This window comes from Arthrobacter sp. U41, from assembly GCF_007679325.1.
GTDB lineage: Bacteria > Actinomycetota > Actinomycetes > Actinomycetales > Micrococcaceae > Arthrobacter.
In genome coordinates, this window is the sequence record NZ_VEGI01000006.1 from 72402 (window position 1) to 92568 (window position 20167).

The following is a 20167-nucleotide window of genomic DNA, read 5'->3' on the forward strand; positions in this document are numbered from 1 at the left end:
AGGGCCCATATGCCCACTCGTGGCCGCGGCCACTGGACATGTCCAACGGGGGAGGCTGGCGGGGTGCTGTCCTCGCCAAGGGGCATGTCCACTGTTGGGGTCAGCGGGTGGACATAGGGCCCATACGCTCACTCTTGGCCGCGGCCACTGGACATGTCCAGTGGGCGAAGCTGCCGCGTGCCCGGGCTACTGGATCGCGGGGACGGTGCGGGGCCGGACAACCAGCCAGAGCGCCGCAGCGGCCAGGAAGATACACGCGGCCTGGACGGCGCCCATCGGCGTGGCGGAGGAGACGCCGAACCAGCCCACTACCGGCGAGATGAGGCCGGCCATCAGGAAGGTCGCGGCACCGAGCAGGGAAGCAGCGGTGCCGGCCTGCGCGCCGTGCTTGGCCAACGCCAGCACCTGGACGCAGGGGAACGTGAAGCCGGCGCCGAGGATGTAGAACCAAAGCGGCACCATGACACCCCAGAGTCCGAAACCCAGCTGGTCGAAGATGACGATCAGCACGGCCATCAGGAACATCCATGCCGTGGAGAAGGCCAGGATCCACTGCGGCGGGACCTTCCGGATGATCCGCGAGCTGGTCTGCACCCCGGCGACGATGCCGAGGGAGTTTACGCCGAAGAGGAGGCCATACTGCTGCGGGGTGAAGCCGTAGACGTCCTGGAAGAGGAACGGCGACGCGGAAAGGTAGGTGAACAGTCCGGCGAAATTCATTCCGCCCACCAGCAACAGCCCAACGAAGATCCGGTCGGCGAACAGGACGCCGTAGCGCTGGCGGGCGGTCATCCCGGTTTTTCCGCGGAGTTCCCGGGGCAGTGTCTCGCGCACCACGAACACCGCGGCAATCAGCACACACATGCCGTAGCCGGCCAGGAAGAAGAAGATCCCCGGCCACGGCATGAACAGCAGCAGCTGCGAGCCGATCACCGGCGCGAGGATCGGCGCCAGACCGTTTACCAGGGCCATCCGGGAGAACATCCGCACCATGGCGAATCCGCTGAACAGGTCGCGCACCATGGCCATGGCCACCACGCCGCCTCCCGCAGCGCCGATGCCCATCAGCACCCGGAAGGCGCCCAAAGTGGTGATGTCGGTCGAGAGCGCCGCCCCGAGGGAAGCAAAGATGTGCACCGCCGTCGCCAGGATCAGCGGGATTCTGCGGCCGAACTTGTCGCTGAGCGGGCCCACCACAAGCTGGCCAAGGGCAAAACCGATGGTGGTGCCGGTCAGCGTCAGCTGCACGGCCGCCTCGGAGACGCCCAGGCTCTCCTCCAGCGCCGGGAAGGCCGGAAGGTAGAGGTCCACCGTGAAGGGTCCCAAAGCGGTCAGGGCGCCGAGCATCAGAATGTAGAGGAGCTTGCGGCGGCGGCTCAGGGAATCGCCGGGATTGGTGGGTGTAGTCACAGAGGTCAATCCTAGGGCGCGCGGCAGCCGTTCCCGTGTGCGGCCGGGGCGCGCCACAGCCCGCAGCCGCGTCCCGGCCGGGAGCCTGAATGGTAGTTTTGACACCGGGGTGTGCGTGAAGCTGCGCAGACCGGCAAGCCGCGCGAAGGCGGGAATCACGGATGTAACCAGTTAGGCGGGACCGATGAGCGGACGTCACAGCGGCGGGACAAGCGAGGGGCTGCGCATTTCCGCGCTCCCCAGAACCCTCAAACTGATCTTCAAGCTGGCTCCGCGGCAGCTCAATGACGAGATTGCCCTCGCCAATGTGGAGCTCAAGCGCAAGGGCATCGCGGTCGGCATCGCAAGCGCGTTCCTCGCCGTCGCGCTGGCCTTTGTCGCCTTCCTGGTCGTCGGCCTCATCGTTGCCGCCATCATGGGCCTCGCCACGATCATGCCTGCCTGGCTCGCTGCCCTGCTTGTCTGCGGTGTCTTCCTGGTGATCGCCGCGATCGCGGGCCTGGTGGGCGTCAGCAAGTTCAAGAAGGCCATGCCGTTGGTTCCCGAGGACACCATCCGTGGCATCAAGTACGACCTCGGCATCGCCAAACAGGGCTCCGCCTTCGATCCTGCCGTGCTGGACCCGGAGTCCGACGTCTACAAAGCGGCCCAAGCCGCCAAAGCGGAGGCCGCCGCCAAGGCCAAGGCTGAGAAAGAAGCCAAGAAGGCCGCCGAGCCGGACTTCGGTCCGCCGCCCACAGAAGCGGAACTGCGACGCCGGGTGGACCAGCGCCGCACGCACCTCACCGGCGTCCGCGATGAACTCAACGAGGAACTTGACGTCAAAACCCAAGCCCAGGTGCTGCTGGCCGCGGCCCAGGTGAAGCTGCAGGAGGGCAAGGAACAGCTCAGCAACAAGGTGGCCAACCTCCGGTCCGCGGCTGCCCGCACCGCGAACCGTCCGGCGACCCCCGCCGGCACCACCGGGGAAGGCACCGGCGTGGCCGGCCAGCTGAGCCAGCGGTGGAAGCCGCTCGTCGCGCTCACCGCCTCAGCAACTGCCCTCGTGTTCCTCCTGCGCAAATTCATCAAGGGCTAAGCAGCCCGCTCCGATCGTTGCCGGCCACGGAAAGGGGGACTGGATGAGGTTCATCGGCGCAGGTTCCCGGCCTGGTCAGGCCCAGATCCACCACGACAGGGTATTCACCGTCCCCAACGTCCTGACCGTGGTGAGGTTCCTCGGCGTCCCGCTGTTCGTCTGGCTCGTCCTTGGGGTTCAGGAATACGGCTACGCGGCCCTGGTCCTGGCCATCATGGGCAGCACCGACTGGGTGGACGGCTACGTGGCCCGCCGCTTCAACCAAATGTCCAACCTCGGCCGGATCATGGATCCCATCGCCGACCGGCTGTCGCTGATCGCGGTTGCCGTCACGCTGGTGGTCGCCGGCGTCGTCGAGTGGTGGTACCTCGCAGCGCTCCTCATCCCGGACGCCATCCTGCTTGCCCTCTCGCTCCACTACTTCCACGGCCACCCCGACCTGCCCGTCAGCAAAATCGGCAAGATCCGGACAGCGCTCCTGCTGGTCGGCACGCCGCTGCTGGTCCTCTCGAAACTTCCTGTCCCGGGCGCCGAAGCGTACTTCGTGGCGGCCTGGATCTTCCTGGGGCTGGGCCTGGTGGGGCACTGGATTGCGGCCTACAACTACTTTTGGGCCATCATCCGCAAGGGTAAAAAGCTCAAAGACAGCATGCCCGACGTCGACGGCGGCACCCGCTGATGATGTGGTTCGCGGTATTGCTGGCCGTCCTTGGCGCGTTCTGCCTCGCGTTCGGCGCCCAGCGCCAGGGCAGTGCAGTCAAGGCGGATACCGGGGGACTGGCGCTCAGCAACCACGGCATGGTCCGGCTGCTCCGCAATCCCCGCTGGGTGTTCGGTCTGCTTCTCCTCTGTGCGGGCATGGCCCTGAACTCCGTCGCCTTGGTGATGGCACCGCTGACCGTGATCCAGCCGATCGGAGCGATCGCCCTCGTTATCACCACGATCGTCAACGCCAAGGACCAGGGGCTGAGCATCAACCGGGCCACGGTAGTGGCCATCACCGCCTGTGTCACCGGCTCGGCCCTGTTCGTGATCCTGGCGGTCAACGTAACCCAGGAGAACCACCAGGTCAGCGCCTCCGACGAACTGACCGTGGTGCTGCTGCTGGCCCTGGCCGTCGGGCTGTTCGGGACGCTCGCCCTGGTGTTCCGGCACCGGATGAGCGCCTTCATCTACATCCTTGGCGCGGGTATCCTGTTCGGCTTTGTGGCCGTCCTGACCCGGATCATCGGCAAGCACCTGCTGGATCCCAACGGCCTGGGGGTGCTGAATGTGCCGTGGTATTCGGTGGTCGCGATTGTGGCTGCCGGCGTCCTTGGCTCGTGGTTCGTCCAGAACGCCTACTCCGGTGGCCCGCCGGATCTTGTGATAGCGGGGCTGACCGTGATCGACCCGATCGTGGGCATCGGGATCGGCATCACGATCCTCGGCGAACTGCGCCCTGATGTCCACGCCGTGACGGCAATTGCGATGGGCGCGGCCGGTTTGCTTGCTATCGTGGGAGTGATCGCCTTGTCCAGGCACCACCCCGAAGTCACCAAGCGCAAGAAGGACGCGCGGAAGGCTGCGGGGCGGGCGGCCCAGGACAAGACCCGACTGCAGCAGTAGGCCCGATACGCCTGCGCCGACGGCCAGCCGGCCACTTTCAGATCCAGCTGCCCGCACCGTGACCACCAGGAGCTCTCCACGTGACCATGCCTGACCACCAGCACCCGCTCACCATCCTGATTGCCGCGGACACCTACCCGCCCCACGTCAACGGCGCTGCGATGTTCGGCTACCGCCTGGCCAAGGGCATGACGGCGCGCGGACACAATGTGCACGTCCTGGCCTGCCGCCCGGACAAGGGCAAGAGCTATACCGAGTTCAGCGACGAAGGCACCGTCCACCGGATCCGCTCCCACTCAGTTCCCACGCACGAGTACTTCCGGATCACCTTCCCGTGGGAGATCAAGAAGGAAATCAGCCTGCTGTTCGACCGGATCCAGCCGGACGTGGTGCACATCCAGAGCCACTACATGATCGGCGAGCACGTGCTCTACGAGGCCGTCAAGCGCGGCATCCGGATTGTGGCGACCAACCACTTTATGCCCGAGAACCTGAACCCCTTCCTTCCTTTCCCGCAATGGTTCAAGGACATCGTGGGGCGCATTTCCTGGAAGGACATGGGCAAGGTCATGGGCCAGGCCGACGTCGTCACCACGCCCACGCCGCTGGCCGCCAAGGCGATGCACCAGCACGCCTTCCTCCGCCAGGTCCTGCCGCTCTCCAACGGTATTGACTCGGCGGCCTACGAACTCAAGCCGGGTGAGGAAGTGGCCCCGCACACCAGCCCCACGGTGCTGTTCGCCGGCCGGCTCGCTGAGGAGAAGCACGTTGACGTGCTGATCGACGCCGTTGCCAAAACTCCCAAGGAGCTGGACGTCCATCTCGAGATCGTCGGCGGCGGCGAGGTCCGGCCGGCGCTCGAGGAGCAGGTGGCGAGGCTCGGTCTCCAGGACCGGGTCAAGTTCCTGGGACTGGCGAGCGACGCCGAACTCCGCAGGGCCTATATCGCCGCCGACCTTTTCTGCATGCCGGGCACGGCCGAACTGCAGTCGCTGGTGACGCTGGAAGCGATGTCCGCGTCCACGCCGGTGCTGCTGGCGGACGCCATGGCGCTCCCGCACCTGGTGCGCGACGGCGAAAACGGCTATCTGTTCACGCCCAACGACAGCGACGACCTCGCGGCCAAAATGGTCCGCGTCCTGTCGCTTCCGGCGGACGAGCGCGCTGCGATGGGCAAGGCCAGCCGGGGGATGGTGGAGAACCACAGCATCGAGCGCACCCTGCACGCGTTCGAGGATCTCTACCGCGGCGCAAGCTACGACGACCTCGCGGTCTGAACCGGGCCACTACTATTGTTAGAGTGATTTTCGCCCGGAAACCGTCCGGCCTTGGCCGGGCCGGTTTCCGGGCCCACGGGGCTATAGCTCAGCTGGTTAGAGCGCGGGACTCATAATCCTAAGGTCCTCGGTTCAAGTCCGAGTAGCCCTACCACCACGCGGAACCCGGACCGGGAGCCGCGTCCACGGGAGCCGGGCCGATGTTTCGACGTCGGCCCGGCTCCTTTCATGTTCCCGGAACCTTTCCCAATTCCCCGGCGCTTTTCTCTCTTCCCTCTGGCGCTGCATACCCGCAGCGGGGGAGGAACCCTCCGGCGACGTATGTCCCGATGGCGTCCGTCACTTGCGGGGACTTCCGCGCTGCGGTAAGTTACTGGTGAGTAACATAGCTGGCGCGAAGCCGGCATCATTTGGTCGCCGCTGATCACCCGTGAAGGAACACCATGTCCAAAGCTGACATCGACATCAACAACCTCCCGTACGCCGACGGCGACTTCTTCGCTTTCGAGCAGCTGCTCAGCGGCAAGGAGCAGGACCGACTCGCGGAGGTCCGCGAGTTCCTTGCCCGCGAGGTCAAGCCGATCGCCGTCGACTGCTGGAACCGCGCCGAGTTCCCGATGGACCTGATCCCGAAACTTGCCGAGATCGACTTGGTCAGCCCGGTCCGGAGGCAGGGTTACTCCAACGTCTTCGCGGGAATCATGCACGCCGAAGCAACCCGCGCCGACACGTCAATCGCCACCTTTATGGGTGTCCACGACGGACTCTTCACCGGCTCCATCGAGGCACTCGCCTCCCAGGAGCAGCAGGAAGCGTGGCTGCCGGACATCTACTCACTCAAGAAGATCGGCGCCTTCGGCCTCACCGAACCGCTCGGCGGATCAGACGTCGCCGGCGGCACCCGCACCACGGCGCGCAAGGAGGGCGACAGCTGGATCCTCAATGGCGCCAAGCGCTGGATCGGAAACGCCACCTTCTCGGACTGGGTAGTCATCTACGCCCGGGACCTCGCCGACAACCAGGTCAAGGGATTCCTCGTCGACACCAAGACCGAGGGCTACCGCGCCACCAAGATCGAGAACAAGATCTCCCTGCGCACCGTGCAGAACGCGGACATCACCCTCGACAACGTGGTGGTGCCGGACTTCTTCAAGCTCGCCAACGCCAACAGCTTCCGCGACACGAACAAAGTCCTCAAGGTCACCCGGCTGGCCGTTGCGTGGCAGGCAGTCGGCCAGCAGCTCGCCGCCTTCGACGTCGCCCGCCGGTACGCCGTGGAACGCAGCCAGTTCGGGCGCCCGATCGCCTCCTTCCAGCTGGTGCAGCACCAGCTTGTCCAGATCCTCGGAAATGCTGTCAGCTCGATGGGCATGATGGTCCGGCTTTCCCAGCTGGAGGACCTCGGCCAGGCCAAGGACGAGCAGTCCGCCCTGGCCAAGGCCTTCACCACGGCTCGGATGCGTGAGAGTGTAGCCCTCGGTCGCAGCATCCTCGGCGGCAACGGGATCGTGACCGACTACGAGATGGCCAAGGTCTTCTCGGACGCCGAGGCCATCTACTCCTACGAAGGAACGCACGAGATCAACACGCTCGTCACCGGCCGGGCGATCACCGGCATCTCCGCGATCGTCTAGCCCGCGGCGCCGGGTCTGGCTTGCCGCGGCGGCCCCGCCCGCGGCGCTGGCCTGGCCTGCGGTGCCCGGCCTGGCCTACGGCCTTTCGTCCCGCATCTCCGCCGCGCCCTTGCCTGCGGCCCCTCTCCTCGCATCTCCGCCGTACTTTATCCGGGTGCGGGATCCACGGGCGGCAGCAGGACGGAGGGCCGCAGGTTCGTCACGAAGGCCAGGGGATTGAGATAGTCCGCGCCGCGGCGGACGCCCCAGTGCACGCAGGGTCCCGGTCTGCAGTGGCCGGGCTGGATCCATCCCAGGACATCTCTTTCCGCGACGGCGTCGCCCGACGTGAGATCGCTGCGCACTGCCTCGAAGCTGCTGCGCAATCCATTTCCGTGGTCGATGGTGATGACGGGGCGGTCCACCACGACGCCGACAAAGCTCACGGTTCCGGCCGCCGGTGAGGTGACTGGAGCGCCGTCGAACCCGGCCTGGAGATCGACGCCGCGGTGACCGCTCAGCCATGGCCTCGCCGGCGGATCAAAGGCGCGCACGACGGCCGGCCGGGGATTCAGCGGCCAGCTCCACTCGCCGGCAGCCATGCCGGGACCCGGGCCCGGCGTCATGCCGGAGATCGGGCCGGCCTCCATACCGGAGCCCGGGCCCGACGTGATGCCGGACCCCTGGCGGACAGCGGTGCCGGACCCCAGGGCCGGGCCAGCGCCCGCTGACCCCACCCCGAGGACGAGCATGACAAGCAGTGCGGGAACAACGGCGGCACGGTTCGCCGGAATCTTCATACACCCAGCCTCCAGCTACCGCCGTGTTGCTGCTAGACCCGCCCGTGGCTATGTGGATAAGCCCGGCAGAGAATGTGCCCCAGACGGTTGCTCCAGGACCTCCGCAGCCGCTCCGGGGCCCCTCCGCAGCCCCCGGAAACCGTCCATTTCGGCACCGCCCCTGTAGTACACTTGGTGGAGCAGTTTGCTGTGCCCTCACGCTTGATCAACGTATTTTGGCGAACATCTTTATGCGAGCAAAGTAGTTGTCCCAGCCGGCACACCTCATTCAGGGGTGCGGGGGAGCAGCAGCTGACTACGCGTATCCAGCCCTCCTCATTCGAAGCTTCAAATCTTCAGGGTGCGGAGGACTGCGCCTCTTTCGGTCCCGGCCCATGGCCGGGATAAGAAGCGCAGTGGATGCCAGGAGCACCGCCCGCCTGGGTGTTGCTAATCAACCGTCAACTATTGGCAGGGTAAGACAGCCCTTGGGCTCTCTCATGAATGACCTGCCGGAAGGAGCGTCGGCATGCCCGTCGTAACTATGCGCCAGCTGCTTGACAGCGGCGTCCACTTTGGACACCAGACCCGCCGTTGGAACCCGAAGATGAAGCGTTTCATCTTCACGGAGCGCAACGGCATCTACATCATTGACCTGCAGCAGTCGCTGTCCTACATCGACCGTGCCTACGAGTTCGTGAAGGCCACCGTTGCACACGGCGGCACCGTTCTCTTCGTCGGCACCAAGAAGCAGGCGCAGGAATCCATCGCCGAGCAGGCCACACGCGTTGGCCAGCCGTACGTCAACCAGCGTTGGCTCGGCGGTATGCTGACCAACTTCCAGACGGTCTCCAAGCGCATCCAGCGCATGAAGGAACTCGAAGAGATCGACTTCGACGACGTCGCCGGTTCCGCGTACACCAAGAAGGAACTGCTGCTCCTTCGCCGCGAACTCACCAAGCTGGAAACCAACCTCGGTGGTATCCGCAACCTGACCAAGGCGCCGTCCGCGCTGTGGATCGTTGACACCAAGAAGGAACACCTTGCTGTCGACGAAGCCAAGAAGCTGAACATCCCGGTTGTTGCCATCCTGGACACCAACTGCGATCCGGACGAAGTCGACTTCCCGATCCCGGGCAACGACGACGCCATCCGCTCCGTCAACCTGCTGACCCGCGTTGTTGCTGACGCCGTTGCTGAGGGCCTCATCGCCCGCAACCAGCGCGCCACCGGCACCACGGAAGCACCGGAAGAGCCGCTGGCCGAGTGGGAGCGCGAGCTCCTCGAAGGCAGCAAGGCCGAAGAAGCTGCTGCTGCTCCGGCCGCAGAAGCCACTCCGGCTGCAGAAGAAGCACCCGCCGCTGCCGAGGAAGCTCCGGCTGCCGACGACGCCGCCGGCGAAGCCAAGTAGTCAGACACCCTGACTGCCAGCTCAGCTGACAAATAAATCCGGATCTCCCCGCACGCTCTCCGCGGCGCAGGGGAACTGACAGGATGGCCGCTCACAGGGTGAGCTGCCGTCCTGTCAGTCCGTACACCACATAAAATTTCTAGACAGAGGGGTTCACATGGCGAACTACACTGCCGCTGATATCAAGGCTCTGCGCGAGCGCACGGGCGCCGGCATGATGGATGTCAAGAAGGCTCTTGACGAAGCCAACGGTGACGCCGAGAAGGCCATCGAAATCATCCGCATCAAGGGCCTCAAGGGCGCTACCAAGCGCGAAGGCCGCTCCACCGCAGAAGGCCTGGTTGCTGCCAAGGTCGACGGCGGCGTTGGCGTGATGATCGAAGTCAACTGCGAGACCGACTTCGTCGCGAAGGCTGACAAGTTCATCCAGCTCGCCGACCGGGTCCTGGCCATTGCAGTCGAGTCCGGCGCAGCCGATCTCGAGACCCTGCTGGCCACCGAGGTCGACGGCAAGCCGCTCTCCGAGGTCGTCGTCGAAGAAGGCGCCGTTCTGGGCGAGAAGGTTGTTGTCCGCCGCATCTCCCGCATCGAGGGCGCCACGGTCGACGCATACCTGCACAAGACCTCCAAGGATCTCCCGGCCCAGGTCGGCGTCCTGTTCGCTGTTGACGGCGAAGGCGAAGCAGCTGCCACCGCAGCCCACGACGTCGCCGTCCACATCGCTGCGATGTCCCCGAACTACCTCTCCCGCGAGGATGTTCCGGCCGAGCTCGTCGAGTCCGAGCGTCGCATCGCCGAGGAGACCGCCAAGGCTGAAGGCAAGCCCGAAGCAGCGATGACCAAGATCGTGGAAGGCCGCGTCACGGGCTTCTACAAGGGCGAGGTCCTCCTCGACCAGGCATTCGCCAAGGATGCCAAGAAGTCTGTCGCTCAGGTCCTCGAAGAGGCCGGCGTCAAGGGCACCGCATTCACGCGTTTCCGCGTCGGTTCCTAGTCAGACACTAGTCAGACACGCTGAGGGGGTGGTCACTGCGGTGGCCACCCCTTTTGCATGCAACCGGGACACCCTCCCGAAAGAATCCGGGCAGATCCGGCAACCTCCGGGCAGTCCCGGAAGATCCGGATAAATCCGGGTCCGGGCCGAATGACTCCTTTGGCCCCCGGCACGATAACCTTTTGCAGAGTTCACCAACGGGAAGGCACCATGGAAACCGTCACTACTTCAGCCCAGCCAAAGAAGAGCCGGCGTCGAGTCCTGTTGAAGCTTTCCGGCGAGGTCTTCGGCGGCGGGAAGCTGGGCGTCGACCCTGATACCGTCCGGGGCGTTGCCAAGCAGATCGCCGCGGCGGTCCCCGACGTGGAGGTCGCGATCGTCGTCGGCGGCGGTAACTTCTTCCGCGGCGCCGAACTGTCGCAGAGCGGCATGGACCGTTCCCGCGCCGACTACATGGGCATGCTCGGCACGGTCATGAACTGCCTGGCCCTCCAGGACTTCCTGGAACAGGCCGGCGTCGAAACCCGTGTGCAGAGCGCCATCACCATGGGCCAGGTGGCAGAGGCGTACATTCCGCGCCGCGCCATCCGCCACATGGAAAAGGGCCGTGTGGTCATCTTCGGCGCTGGCGCCGGTCTGCCGTACTTCTCCACTGACACCGTGGCCGCGCAGCGCGCCATGGAGGTCCACGCCGACGTCGTCCTGATGGCGAAGAGCGGGGTGGACGGCGTGTACACCGCAGACCCGAAGAAGGACCCCACGGCCGAGAAGCTGCACCACCTCAGCTATGACGACGCGCTGCGCCGCGACATCCGCGTGATGGACCAGACCGCCATGACCATGTGCAAGGACAACAACCTCACCATGGTGGTGTTTGGCATGGAGGGCGAGGGCAACGTCACCCGGGCCATCCTCGGCGAGGACCTGGGCACCGTCGTCACCCCCTAGCAACGGCTAGGATGTTTTCAGGACATTTCCGCACCTCGAAGCCCGGGGCCAGCAGGCGGAACGCCATTAAGACCGTGCAGCACCCCGCCAGCGGCGGATGCACCAATTTCTGAGGAGAGATCGTGATCGAAGAAACCTTGCTCGAAGCCGGGGACAAGATGGACAAGGCGGTTGAAGTAGCCAAGGAAGACTTCGCCTCGATCCGCACCGGCCGTGCCAACCCGGGCCTCTACAACAAAGTGCTGGTGGACTACTACGGCTCACCCACGCCGTTGCAGCAGCTGGCCTCCTTTGCCATCCCGGACGCCCGCACCATCCTCATCACGCCGTTCGACAAGACCGCCCTGCGCGACATCGAGCGTGCCTTGAGCGACTCCGAAGTGGGAGCCAACCCCTCCAACGACGGCAACGTCATCCGGATCACCATCCCGGACCTGACGGCCGAGCGCCGCAAGGAATACGTCAAGATCGTCAAGTCCAAGGGTGAGGACGCCAAGGTGTCCATCCGCAACATCCGCCGCAAGGCGAAGGAAACCCTGGACAAGCTGGTCAAGGACGGCGAAGCCGGCGAGGACGAGGGCAGCCGCGCCGAGAAGGAACTGGACGCCATCACCAAAGCCCACGTCGACGGCATCGACGAGCTTCTCAAGCGCAAGGAAGCCGAGCTGCTCGAGGTCTGATGGCGCAGGAACAGGGGGACCCCGGAGCGCACCTCCGGGTACGGGGGAAGCAGCGGAGGAACCCGACGCCGAAGGCAGGCAGGAATCTTCCCGCCGCCACCGCTGTGGGCCTCGGCATGCTCATCTTCGTGCTCGGCGGATTATTGTTCCTGCCGCTGGGGTTCGTGCTCATTGTCACCACCTTCGCGATCTTCGGTGTCTGGGAAGTTTTCCGGGCCCTGGAGGCCTCGGGCACCAGGCTGCCGATCATCCCGGTGATGACGGGCACGATTGCGATGCCGGCCGCGGCCTACTTCGGCGGCCTCGAAAGCCTCCTGTTCGTGATGATGCTCAGCAGCGTCGCCGCGCTGATCTGGCGGTCCCTTGAGGGCGCCGCCGGATCCGCGCGCAGCATTTTCGCCGGCGTCTTCACGCTGGCCTGGGTCCCGTTCCTGATCAGCTTCGCGGTGCTGCCGCTGCACACGTTCGTGGGGGAGACCCCGGTGGGGCTGTGGCCCGACGGCGTTATTCCGCCGGGAGCGTGGCAGATCGCCACCCTGCTGCTGCTGGTGGTGGCCAACGACACCTTCGGATATCTTGTCGGCGCCTCGCTCGGCAAGCATCCGATGGCGCCGAAGATCAGCCCCAAAAAAAGCTGGGAGGGTTTCGCCGGATCCATGGGCGGGGCTACGGCAGTCGGTGTGCTCGCCGCCGTTTTCCTGCTGGACAAGCCCTGGTGGGTGGGCGTGGTGCTGGCCGTGGGTATGGTGGCTGCGGCCACCGCAGGGGACCTCTCGGAATCCATGGTGAAGCGCGAACTCGGGATCAAGGATATGAGCAGCATCCTGCCCGGCCACGGCGGGGTTATGGACCGCCTGGACTCAATCGTCTTCGCGTCCCCGGTGGCCTTTATCCTCTACTCAATCTTCGCCGGCGCGTGAGGGACTTCCGCCTCCGCCCCCGGCCCTAGAATGGTGCCGGGCAAACCAGCCGAACGGCATTGAAGGAAACAAAAGTAACAGTGGACATTCAACGGCAGATTCCTGCTTCCTTTGACCGCGTGCAGCGGAATCAGTACGGCTACAACGCCAAGCAAGTGGACCAGTTCATGCAGCGGGCGCGGGTTTCGTTCGAATCGCCCGGTTCCGCCGCCCGTCCGGTCAAAAGCGCAGACGTCAGGGCCGTGTCCTTTGACCCCGTTAAGGGCGGCTACTCCGCATCCGCCGTGGACGCCGCCCTGGACCGCCTGGAGGATGCCCTCGCCTTGCGGGAGCGCGACGAACTGGTGGCCGAACGTGGCGAGGACGCCTGGCTCCGCGAAATCGGCCGGCTGGCCGGCCTGCTCCGCGGACGGCTGCACCGCCCCGACGGCGAGCGTTTCCGGCGTCCGGCCAAGGCCAAGGCGCGCAGCTACAACACTACCGACGTGGATGACCTCTGCCACGACCTGATCGGCTACCTCGAAGAGGACAAGCCGCTGAGCGTGGACAATGTCCGCCGCGCCGTGTTCCGGCCCGCCGTCGGCAAGGACGGTTACGAGGAAAACCAGGTGGACGCCTTCCTGGACCGCGTCGTTGAGCTGATGGCCGCCATCGACTGAGCGCCCTCAGCGCTCGGTGACCAACGGCCGTTCCGGCGTGTGCAGCCGGGTCATCAGCCGGGTGATGGTCCGCGGCACGCGGCCGCGGGTGGCTCGGGAGACCAGGACCATCACGGCAAACGCCGCCGGCACCGTCCAGGCAGCGGGCTGCGCCAGCCACGCCGGGGTTCCGCCTGGACTCAGCCAGGCTCCGGCCAACATCGCCCCGCCGCACAGCACCGCGCCGGTCACCATGCCGGCGATCGCCCCGGCGTCGGTCAGTCCGCGCCACCAGATGCCCAGCAGGAGCACCGGACAAATCGTCGACGCGGTAAACGCAAACACCATCCCCACACTCCCGGCCAGCGCGAGCGAACCCGTCATCGACGCGATGCCCAGCGGGACCACCGCCGAAATCACGGCCGCCCGCCGGAAGCCCTGCACACTGCCGCCGAACAGGTCCTGGCTGATCACCCCGGCAAGCGAGACCACCAGCCCGGAGGTCGTGGACAGGAACGCGGCAAACGCTCCGGCCACCACCAGCGCGGACAGCAGGTCACCGGCCATCCCGCCAATCAGCTCCCCGGGCAGCAGCAGAACCAGCGCATCGGCCTGCCCGCTCTGCGCCAGGTGCGGGGCGAAGACCCGGCCGATCAGCCCGTATGCCGTCGGGAACAGGTAGAAGACCGACAACAGGCCCAGGACTATCAGGGTGGTCCGGCGGGCCGACTGCCCGTCCGGGTTCGTGTAGAAGCGCACCAGCACATGCGGCAGACCCAGGGTCCCGAAGAGCAGCGCCACGAGCAGGGAGATGTTCTGGTACAGGCCCGCCGGGGCCGCGCCGGTGGGGTTCGCGGACGCCTCCGCCACCGCAGCAGTTCCGGAGTCCGCAAGGACGAAGACGATGAACAGGATCGGCACCGCCAGCGCCGTCAATTTCAGCCAGTACTGGAACGCCTGAACGAAGGTAATGGACCGCATGCCGCCCGCGACGACGGTGACGCAGACGACCACGACTACCGCCACCATCCCCACCCACGCCGGCAGCCCGGTGGTGATCCGGATGGCCAGCGCCGCGCCGTGGAGCTGCGGGACGATATAGAGCCAGCCGACAATCACGACGACGACGCTCGTGACGCTGCGGACCACCCGCGAATCGAGCCGCGCCTCGGTGAAGTCGGGAATCGTGTAGGCGCCGGAACGGCGGAGCGGCGCGGCAACGAAGAGCAGCAGCATCAGGTACCCCGCGGTGTATCCCACCGGAAACCAGAGGGCGTCCGTGCCGGAGAGCAGGATGAGTCCGGCCACGCCGAGGAAGCTCGCCGCCGACAGGTATTCCCCGCCGATCGCCGAGGCGTTCCACCAGGGCCGGACCGTCCGGGACGCCACGTAGAAGTCCCCGGTGGTGCGCGAGATCCGCAGCCCGTAGAAACCGATGCCGGCCGTGGCCAGCGAGACGGCGGCGAACGCCGCGATGGCGACGGCCGGGTTCACGGGCGCCTCACTTGTCCCCGACAAGATCCCGGTAACGGGATTCGTTCCGGGCAGCAGTCCGGAGGTACAGCCAGGCGCTGAGCCCGACCACCGGGTAGATCCCGGCGCCCAGCAGCACCCAGTCGAAGGGCAGGCCCATGATTGTGGACTCCGCGAGCCCGGGAACCAGCCCCAGCATGAGCGGGAACGCGGCCAGGATCAGCAGGAACCCCGCGGCCACCACCACCCCGAGCCGCAGCTGGGAACGGATCAGCGAGCGGACGAACACCTGGCCGGCGTCGGATTCCTCGGCGGCCTCGCGCGACGCGGCGGCCGACCGTGCGGCCGTCAGGGCGCTGCCGCCCGTGCCGTTGCCCGGTGTCGCGCTGCCTGCCGTGGTGCTGCCCGCCTTCATGCCGCGGGGCGCGGTGACGCGGACGCGGGTCATGCCTGCGGCCGGATCCGGGTCGACTCAAGCTTCTCGCGTACGGACGGCAGGTGCCGCCGGCTGATCGGCAGTTCGGCACCCGTCACGGTGACACTGGGCCGGGCAGCGGTGAGCTTCATGTGGCTGACGTGTTGGAGCGCGATGAGGTAGGACCGGTGGATGCGGATGAAACCTGCTTCGGCCCACTGCTGTTCCAGGTCAGCCAGCGGAACGCGGATGAGGTAGCTGGCATCCGCGGTGTGCAGCCTGGCGTAGTCACCCTGGGCCTGGACATAGGTGACGTCCTCGCGGCGGATCATCTTGGTGGTGCCGCCGAGGTCCACGGTGATCATCTCCGGCCGCGGGGCGCCGTCCTTGAGCAGTTCGCTGATCCTGCCGATCGACTTCGCCAGCCGCTCGGCGCGGACGGGTTTCAGCAGATAGTCGACGGCCGCCAGCTCGAAGGCCTCCAGGGCGCAGTCCTCATCGGCCGTGACGAAAACCACCGCGGGCGGCCTGCTGCTGCGCGAGATGACGCGCGCGATGTCCAGGCCGGAGAGTGCCGGCATGTGGATGTCCAGGAAGACGGCGTCGACAGCCTCGGCCTCGAGGGCCCGCAGGGCCTCGGTCCCGGAGGACGCGCGGTAGATGGTGCCGATCCGGTCGTCCCGGCCGAGCAGGAAGGCCAGTTCCTCAACGGCGGGAAGCTCGTCATCGGCGACGAGGACGTTAATCATGGATCAAGACTACTGCGGCAGGCACTTCAGCCGGCCGCAGGCTCAGGCATCGTGGCGGGGCTGCGACTTGGGGACGCGCATCGTGATCAGTGTGCCTTCCCCGGGCGCGGTCTCGATCACCAGCCCGTTGTCGTCGCCGTAGACCTGCCGCAGCCGGGCATCGACGTTGCGCAGCCCGACGTGTTCGCCGTCGCCGTGCCCGGCGAGGACCGCCCGCAGCTGCTCCGGGTCCATGCCCACACCGTCGTCCTCGATGGTCACCTCAGCGAACGCACCGGAATCGTTGGCCGTGATGGAGATGTGGCCCGGCCCCTCCTTCGCCTCGAGGCCGTGCCGGACCGCGTTTTCCACCAGGGGCTGCAGGCTCAGGAACGGGATCACGGTGCTGAGCACTTCGGGGGCGATCCGCAGGCTCACCTGCACGCGGTCGCCGAACCGGGCGCGTTCCAGCAGCAGGTACCGGTCGATGCAGCGCAGTTCCTCGGCCAGGGTGGTGAAGTCACCGTGCCGGCGGAAGGAATACCGGGTGAAGTCCGCGAACTCCACCACCAGCTCGCGCGCCCGGACCGGGTCCGTGTTAATGAACGAGGCGATCGCGTTCAGGGAGTTGTAGATGAAGTGCGGACTGATCTGGGCCCGGAGGGCGCGCACCTCGGCCTCCATCAGCAGCGTGCGCGACGCGTCGAGTTCCGCGAGTTCCACCTGCGTCGCGACCCAGTCGGCCACCTCGCTGGTGGCCCGGACCAGGCCGGCCCCCACCGCCGGGGCGAAGGCTGCCACCACGCCCACCACCCTGGTCCCCGCCTTGATCGGGGCGATCACCGCGGCGCGTTCCACGTCCGTGCGGGTGGCGACGGCGTCGGCGCCCTGCGCCAGTTCCTGCACCTCGCCGGCCGGGATCACCGCGGTGTGGCCGCCGTCGAGCACTCCTGCCGACAGCTCCATGAGCAGCGGCTTGAGCTCCTCCCCGGCCCCGTCCCAGGCGAGGACACCGGACGTGTCGGTGATGGCCAGCGCGTCGCAGCCCAGCAGGCTGCGCAGCTGCCGGCTGGCTTTGGCGGCGCCGGCCGGGTTGAGCCCGGTCCGCAGATGCTGGCCGGCCCGCGAGGCCGCGTGCAGCGTCTTGTACGTGGCCCGCTCCGCGTCGGTGCCGAGCTCCCGGAAGGAGCGGAGAACCTTGAGCCCAACGGCGACGACGACGGCGATCGCCGCCGCGATCACGGCGACGGCGGCGGCGGTGAACAGGGGAGAGTCGGGCATGGGCCCAGCGTATCGCGGCCCCTGCCGAGTGGGGGCAGAACGGACGCGGGACCCTCTTGGAGGCACCGCTGACCGCAGCATCCCGACCGCTGAGCGACGCAGGGCCGGGCGGTTCTGTTTGTTGGCCGCATCACGGGAGACAGTGATAGCAGTCACATTGGCCCGTGGGCTGTTCGGAGCAGGTCAAAGCAAGCCGGTGTGGACTCGCCAGTCTCAATGAGGAGGAACGATGGGTCACGAAGCCCAAGAAACGGACGCTACGGCGGACGTGGACTTCAAGGAAGTCCAATCGACGCCGCGGTTCCAGGAACTGCGCAAGCGTCACCGCAGCTTTGTCTTTCCGATGACCATTGCATTCCTGCTCTGGTATTTCGCTTATGTCCTGCTGGCCGACTACGCGGTGGAATTCATGTCCACCAAGGTCTGGGGCAACATCAACGTCGGCCTGATCATGGGCCTGCTTCAGTTCGTGACCACGTTCGCAATCACCGGCTGGTACGTCAACTACTCGAACCGGAAGCTTGACCCGATCGCAGCGGAAATCCGCCACGAAATCGAGGGCCACGAATTCGACAAGCACGGCAACCAGATCAGCGGGGTATAGAAATGATGTTTATGGTCCCCGCAGTGAACGTTGCGGATCTCAAGGAAACCACGCTGCTTAACATGGGCATCTTCGCCCTGTTCGTGGCGATCACGATGATCATCGTGATCAAGGCAAGCAAAAACAACAAGACGGCCGCCGACTACTACGCCGCCGGACGGTCCTTCACCGGATCCCAGAACGGCACCGCCATCGCAGGGGACTACCTCTCGGCGGCCTCGTTCCTGGGAATCACCGGCGCCATCGCCATCAACGGCTACGACGGCTTTATGTACTCCATCGGCTTCCTGGTCGCCTGGCTCGTCGCCCTGCTGCTCGTGGCCGAACTGCTGCGCAACACCGGCAAGTTCACCATGGCCGATGTCCTCTCCTTCCGGCTCAAGCAGCGCCCCGTGCGCATTGCGGCGGCCATCTCCACCCTCGTGGTCTGCTTCTTCTATCTCCTGGCCCAGATGGCCGGAGCCGGCACCCTGATCTCCCTGCTCCTGGGCATCAGCGACTGGGGCGGACAGGCCCTGGTCATCATCGTGGTCGGCGCCCTGATGATCATGTACGTACTGATCGGCGGCATGAAGGGCACCACCTGGGTCCAGATCATCAAGGCCGTGCTGCTGATCGCCGGCGCTGCCGTGATGACCCTCTGGGTCCTCGCCATCTACGGCTTCAACCTTTCCTCCCTGCTGGGCGGCGCGGTGGAAGCCTCCGGCAACCAGAACCTCCTTAACCCGGGCCTGCAGTACGGCAAGACTGAAACCTCCAAGATCGACTTCATGTCTCTGGCCCTGGCCCTGGTGCTTGGCACCGCGGCCCTGCCCCACGTGCTGATGCGCTTCTACACGGTTCCGACCGCCAAGGAAGCCCGCAAGTCCGTGGTCTGGTCCATCTGGCTGATCGGCCTGTTCTACCTGTTCACCCTGGTCCTGGGCTTCGGTGCTGCGGCGCTGGTTGGCGCTGACACGATCAAGAGTGCCCCGGGCGGCGTCAACTCCGCCGCACCGCTGTTGGCGTTCCACCTCGGCGGGCCGCTGCTGCTCGGCTTCATCTCGGCGGTGGCGTTCGCCACCATCCTGGCCGTCGTCGCCGGCCTCACGATCACCGCGGCGGCCTCGTTCGCGCACGATATCTACGCCAGCGTCATTGCCAAGGGCAAGGCTGACGCTGCCACCGAGGTCAAAGTGGCGCGGCGTACCGTGGTCGTCATCGGCGTGCTGGCCATCATCGGCGGCATTTTCGCCAACGGACAGAACGTGGCGTTCCTGGTGGCCCTCGCCTTCGCGGTGGCGGCATCGGCCAACCTGCCCACCATCGTGTACTCGCTGTACTGGCGCAAGTTCACCACGCAGGGTGCCATCTGGAGCATGTACGGCGGGCTCGGCTCGGCGATCATCCTGATCGCGCTGTCCCCGGTGGTCTCGGGCGCCAAGACGTCCATGATCCCGGGCGCCAACTTCGCGATCTTCCCGCTCAGCAACCCCGGCATCGTCTCCATCCCGCTCGCATTCTTCCTGGGCTGGCTCGGTTCGGTGCTGGATAAGAATGTGGAAGACATCACCAAGCAGGCCGAAATGGAAGTCCGCTCCCTCACGGGTGTGGGCGCCGAAAAGGCCACCGAACACTAAGCACCGACCCCTGGTGGTCCACACCGGCTGCCAAACAGCAGGAGCCCCCGCGCAACCGCACGGGGGCTCCTGCCGTCTGGCTGTGAACGCTGTGGCCGCTGCCGTGGCCGGCGCCCTGCCCGCAGCCTTGCCTGGAGCCGTGCCCGGCCCCGGGCCACGGCTCCGGGCTGACGTCAGCCCGGCTCTACGTCAGCCTTCGGCGGAGCCACGCTCGAGCAAGGGCTGGATCCGGAAGGGGATCATTTCACTCATGGCCAGGGCGGTGTCCGTCCGGTCCACGCCGTCGCAGGCCAGGATTTTGCCGTTGATCCGGAAGAGGTCCTCGGCGTCGAGCGCCACCACGCGCAGCAGCAGGTCCGCCGAGCCGGTCAGGCCGTAGCCCTCCAGGATCTCCGGAATATCGGCCAGTTCCGCCGCCAGCTGGCCGAGCTTCTGCTGCTGGACGTGCACGGAGATGAAGGCCATCAGCGGGTAGCCCAGCGAGGCCGGATTGATGCGGCGTTCGAAGGACAGGAAGACGTGTTTCTTCTCCAGCTGCGCCATCCGGGCCTGCACGGTATTCCGCGACAGCCCCAGCTTCTGCGCCAGCGCCACGACCGTCCGCCGGGGATCGCGCGCCATGGCCGAAAGCAGGCGGGTGTCGGTGCCATCCAAGCGTTGCATAATGCGCAAGATTAGCACGGTGCCAAGC

General features: G+C 66.2%; 20 protein-coding genes and 1 tRNA gene. 14 read left to right on the forward strand and 7 right to left on the reverse strand.

Features of this window, described 5'->3' with window-relative positions; all coding sequences use genetic code 11:
• Window positions 1-186 precede the first annotated feature (186 nt).
• Window positions 187-1410 carry a multidrug effflux MFS transporter gene (locus tag FS787_RS15760; RefSeq protein ID WP_144673851.1) on the reverse strand — a complete coding sequence of 408 codons (1224 nt, stop codon included), beginning with the start codon at window positions 1408-1410 and terminating at the stop codon, window positions 187-189.
• Between the two features lie 184 nt (window positions 1411-1594).
• Here FS787_RS15760 and FS787_RS15765 point away from each other — a divergent pair, with 184 nt between their 5' ends.
• The 6 genes from FS787_RS15765 (at window position 1595) to FS787_RS15790 (ending at window position 7007) form a co-directional block, all read left to right on the forward strand.
• A complete protein-coding gene (locus FS787_RS15765; protein WP_144673853.1) occupies window positions 1595-2488 on the forward strand; it encodes a phage holin family protein in 894 nt (297 codons plus the stop codon).
• Between the two features lie 43 nt (window positions 2489-2531).
• On the forward strand, window positions 2532-3167 hold the full coding sequence (locus FS787_RS15770) for a CDP-alcohol phosphatidyltransferase family protein (RefSeq protein ID WP_144673855.1): 636 nt from the start codon (window positions 2532-2534) through the stop codon (window positions 3165-3167).
• Window positions 3167-4096 carry a DMT family transporter gene (locus FS787_RS15775; protein ID WP_144673857.1) on the forward strand — a complete coding sequence of 310 codons (930 nt, stop codon included), beginning with the start codon at window positions 3167-3169 and terminating at the stop codon, window positions 4094-4096. Before FS787_RS15770 ends, FS787_RS15775 begins: the two co-directional genes overlap by 1 nt.
• A gap of 80 nt (window positions 4097-4176) precedes the next feature.
• On the forward strand, window positions 4177-5373 hold the full coding sequence (locus FS787_RS15780; RefSeq protein WP_144673859.1) for a glycosyltransferase: 1197 nt from the start codon (window positions 4177-4179) through the stop codon (window positions 5371-5373).
• 77 nt (window positions 5374-5450) lie between these two features.
• A tRNA-Ile gene (locus FS787_RS15785) sits at window positions 5451-5527 on the forward strand.
• A 289-nt stretch (window positions 5528-5816) separates the two neighbouring features.
• Entirely contained in the window at window positions 5817-7007 is a 1191-nt protein-coding gene (locus FS787_RS15790) for an acyl-CoA dehydrogenase family protein (RefSeq protein ID WP_056432634.1), read from the forward strand.
• Window positions 7008-7153: 146 nt separating this feature from the next.
• Here FS787_RS15790 and FS787_RS15795 read toward each other — a convergent pair whose 3' ends face one another.
• Window positions 7154-7786, reverse strand: a complete 633-nt coding sequence (locus FS787_RS15795; protein ID WP_260982594.1) for a M23 family metallopeptidase — start codon at window positions 7784-7786, stop codon at window positions 7154-7156.
• Window positions 7787-8294: 508 nt separating this feature from the next.
• Between FS787_RS15795 and rpsB the strand changes: the two genes are divergently transcribed.
• From rpsB to FS787_RS15825, 6 genes are all read left to right on the forward strand, one after another.
• Window positions 8295-9176, forward strand: coding sequence for a 30S ribosomal protein S2 (gene rpsB, locus FS787_RS15800; protein WP_144673861.1), 882 nt, complete (start codon window positions 8295-8297; stop codon window positions 9174-9176).
• A gap of 157 nt (window positions 9177-9333) precedes the next feature.
• Window positions 9334-10170, forward strand: a complete 837-nt coding sequence (tsf, locus tag FS787_RS15805; RefSeq protein ID WP_144673863.1) for a translation elongation factor Ts — start codon at window positions 9334-9336, stop codon at window positions 10168-10170.
• 210 nt (window positions 10171-10380) lie between these two features.
• Window positions 10381-11118: a UMP kinase gene (gene pyrH / locus FS787_RS15810; RefSeq protein ID WP_056432622.1), complete on the forward strand. Its 738-nt coding sequence runs from the start codon at window positions 10381-10383 to the stop codon at window positions 11116-11118.
• Window positions 11119-11240: 122 nt separating this feature from the next.
• Window positions 11241-11798 (forward strand): ribosome recycling factor, encoded by a 558-nt coding sequence (frr, locus tag FS787_RS15815; protein WP_144673865.1) that lies wholly within the window; start codon window positions 11241-11243, stop codon window positions 11796-11798.
• The gene (locus FS787_RS15820) at window positions 11798-12718 is read left to right on the forward strand and encodes a phosphatidate cytidylyltransferase (RefSeq protein ID WP_144673867.1); all 921 of its coding nucleotides are present in this window, start codon (window positions 11798-11800) and stop codon (window positions 12716-12718) included. The genes frr and FS787_RS15820 overlap by 1 nt, the downstream gene beginning before the upstream one ends.
• Before the next feature lie 80 nt (window positions 12719-12798).
• Window positions 12799-13377, forward strand: a complete 579-nt coding sequence (locus FS787_RS15825) for a DivIVA domain-containing protein (protein ID WP_144673869.1) — start codon at window positions 12799-12801, stop codon at window positions 13375-13377.
• A gap of 6 nt (window positions 13378-13383) precedes the next feature.
• Here the strand turns inward: FS787_RS15825 and FS787_RS15830 are convergent, their stop codons facing one another.
• From FS787_RS15830 to FS787_RS15845, 4 genes are read right to left on the reverse strand one after another with little or no spacing between them, the layout of a single operon-like run.
• Window positions 13384-14850, reverse strand: a complete 1467-nt coding sequence (locus FS787_RS15830) for a cation acetate symporter (protein WP_144673871.1) — start codon at window positions 14848-14850, stop codon at window positions 13384-13386.
• Between the two features lie 7 nt (window positions 14851-14857).
• Complete coding sequence (locus FS787_RS15835; RefSeq protein ID WP_260982595.1) at window positions 14858-15277, reverse strand: hypothetical protein; 420 nt, start codon at window positions 15275-15277, stop codon at window positions 14858-14860.
• Entirely contained in the window at window positions 15274-15993 is a 720-nt protein-coding gene (locus FS787_RS15840) for a LytTR family DNA-binding domain-containing protein (RefSeq protein WP_144673873.1), read from the reverse strand. Before FS787_RS15840 ends, FS787_RS15835 begins: the two co-directional genes overlap by 4 nt.
• Window positions 15994-16035: 42 nt before the next feature.
• Window positions 16036-17253 carry a sensor histidine kinase gene (locus tag FS787_RS15845; RefSeq protein WP_144673875.1) on the reverse strand — a complete coding sequence of 406 codons (1218 nt, stop codon included), beginning with the start codon at window positions 17251-17253 and terminating at the stop codon, window positions 16036-16038.
• A 229-nt stretch (window positions 17254-17482) separates the two neighbouring features.
• Between FS787_RS15845 and FS787_RS15850 the strand changes: the two genes are divergently transcribed.
• Both FS787_RS15850 and FS787_RS15855 read left to right on the forward strand, forming a co-directional pair.
• Window positions 17483-17857, forward strand: coding sequence for a DUF485 domain-containing protein (locus FS787_RS15850; protein WP_144673877.1), 375 nt, complete (start codon window positions 17483-17485; stop codon window positions 17855-17857).
• 2 nt (window positions 17858-17859) lie between these two features.
• On the forward strand, window positions 17860-19476 hold the full coding sequence (locus tag FS787_RS15855) for a cation acetate symporter (protein WP_186329220.1): 1617 nt from the start codon (window positions 17860-17862) through the stop codon (window positions 19474-19476).
• 189 nt (window positions 19477-19665) lie between these two features.
• Here the strand turns inward: FS787_RS15855 and FS787_RS15860 are convergent, their stop codons facing one another.
• On the reverse strand, window positions 19666-20139 hold the full coding sequence (locus tag FS787_RS15860; protein WP_144673879.1) for an Lrp/AsnC family transcriptional regulator: 474 nt from the start codon (window positions 20137-20139) through the stop codon (window positions 19666-19668).
• Window positions 20140-20167 lie beyond the last annotated feature (28 nt).

Excerpts from the sequence above, each read along its gene's own strand:
- FS787_RS15765 (WP_144673853.1), top strand. The coding sequence starts at position 1,595 with ATGAGCGGACGTCACAGCGGCGGGACAAGCGAGGGGCTGCGCATTTCC.
- FS787_RS15770 (WP_144673855.1), top strand. The coding sequence starts at position 2,532 with ATGAGGTTCATCGGCGCAGGTTCCCGGCCTGGTCAGGCCCAGATCCAC.
- FS787_RS15775 (WP_144673857.1), top strand. The coding sequence starts at position 3,167 with ATGATGTGGTTCGCGGTATTGCTGGCCGTCCTTGGCGCGTTCTGCCTC.
- FS787_RS15790 (WP_056432634.1), top strand. The coding sequence starts at position 5,817 with ATGTCCAAAGCTGACATCGACATCAACAACCTCCCGTACGCCGACGGC.
- FS787_RS15795 (WP_260982594.1), bottom strand. The coding sequence starts at position 7,786 with ATGAAGATTCCGGCGAACCGTGCCGCCGTTGTTCCCGCACTGCTTGTC.
- rpsB (WP_144673861.1), top strand. The coding sequence starts at position 8,295 with ATGCCCGTCGTAACTATGCGCCAGCTGCTTGACAGCGGCGTCCACTTT.
- tsf (WP_144673863.1), top strand. The coding sequence starts at position 9,334 with ATGGCGAACTACACTGCCGCTGATATCAAGGCTCTGCGCGAGCGCACG.
- pyrH (WP_056432622.1), top strand. The coding sequence starts at position 10,381 with ATGGAAACCGTCACTACTTCAGCCCAGCCAAAGAAGAGCCGGCGTCGA.
- FS787_RS15820 (WP_144673867.1), top strand. The coding sequence starts at position 11,798 with ATGGCGCAGGAACAGGGGGACCCCGGAGCGCACCTCCGGGTACGGGGG.
- FS787_RS15835 (WP_260982595.1), bottom strand. The coding sequence starts at position 15,277 with ATGACCCGCGTCCGCGTCACCGCGCCCCGCGGCATGAAGGCGGGCAGC.
- FS787_RS15840 (WP_144673873.1), bottom strand. The coding sequence starts at position 15,993 with ATGATTAACGTCCTCGTCGCCGATGACGAGCTTCCCGCCGTTGAGGAA.
- FS787_RS15845 (WP_144673875.1), bottom strand. The coding sequence starts at position 17,253 with ATGCCCGACTCTCCCCTGTTCACCGCCGCCGCCGTCGCCGTGATCGCG.
- FS787_RS15850 (WP_144673877.1), top strand. The coding sequence starts at position 17,483 with ATGGGTCACGAAGCCCAAGAAACGGACGCTACGGCGGACGTGGACTTC.
- FS787_RS15855 (WP_186329220.1), top strand. The coding sequence starts at position 17,860 with ATGATGTTTATGGTCCCCGCAGTGAACGTTGCGGATCTCAAGGAAACC.
- FS787_RS15860 (WP_144673879.1), bottom strand. The coding sequence starts at position 20,139 with ATGCAACGCTTGGATGGCACCGACACCCGCCTGCTTTCGGCCATGGCG.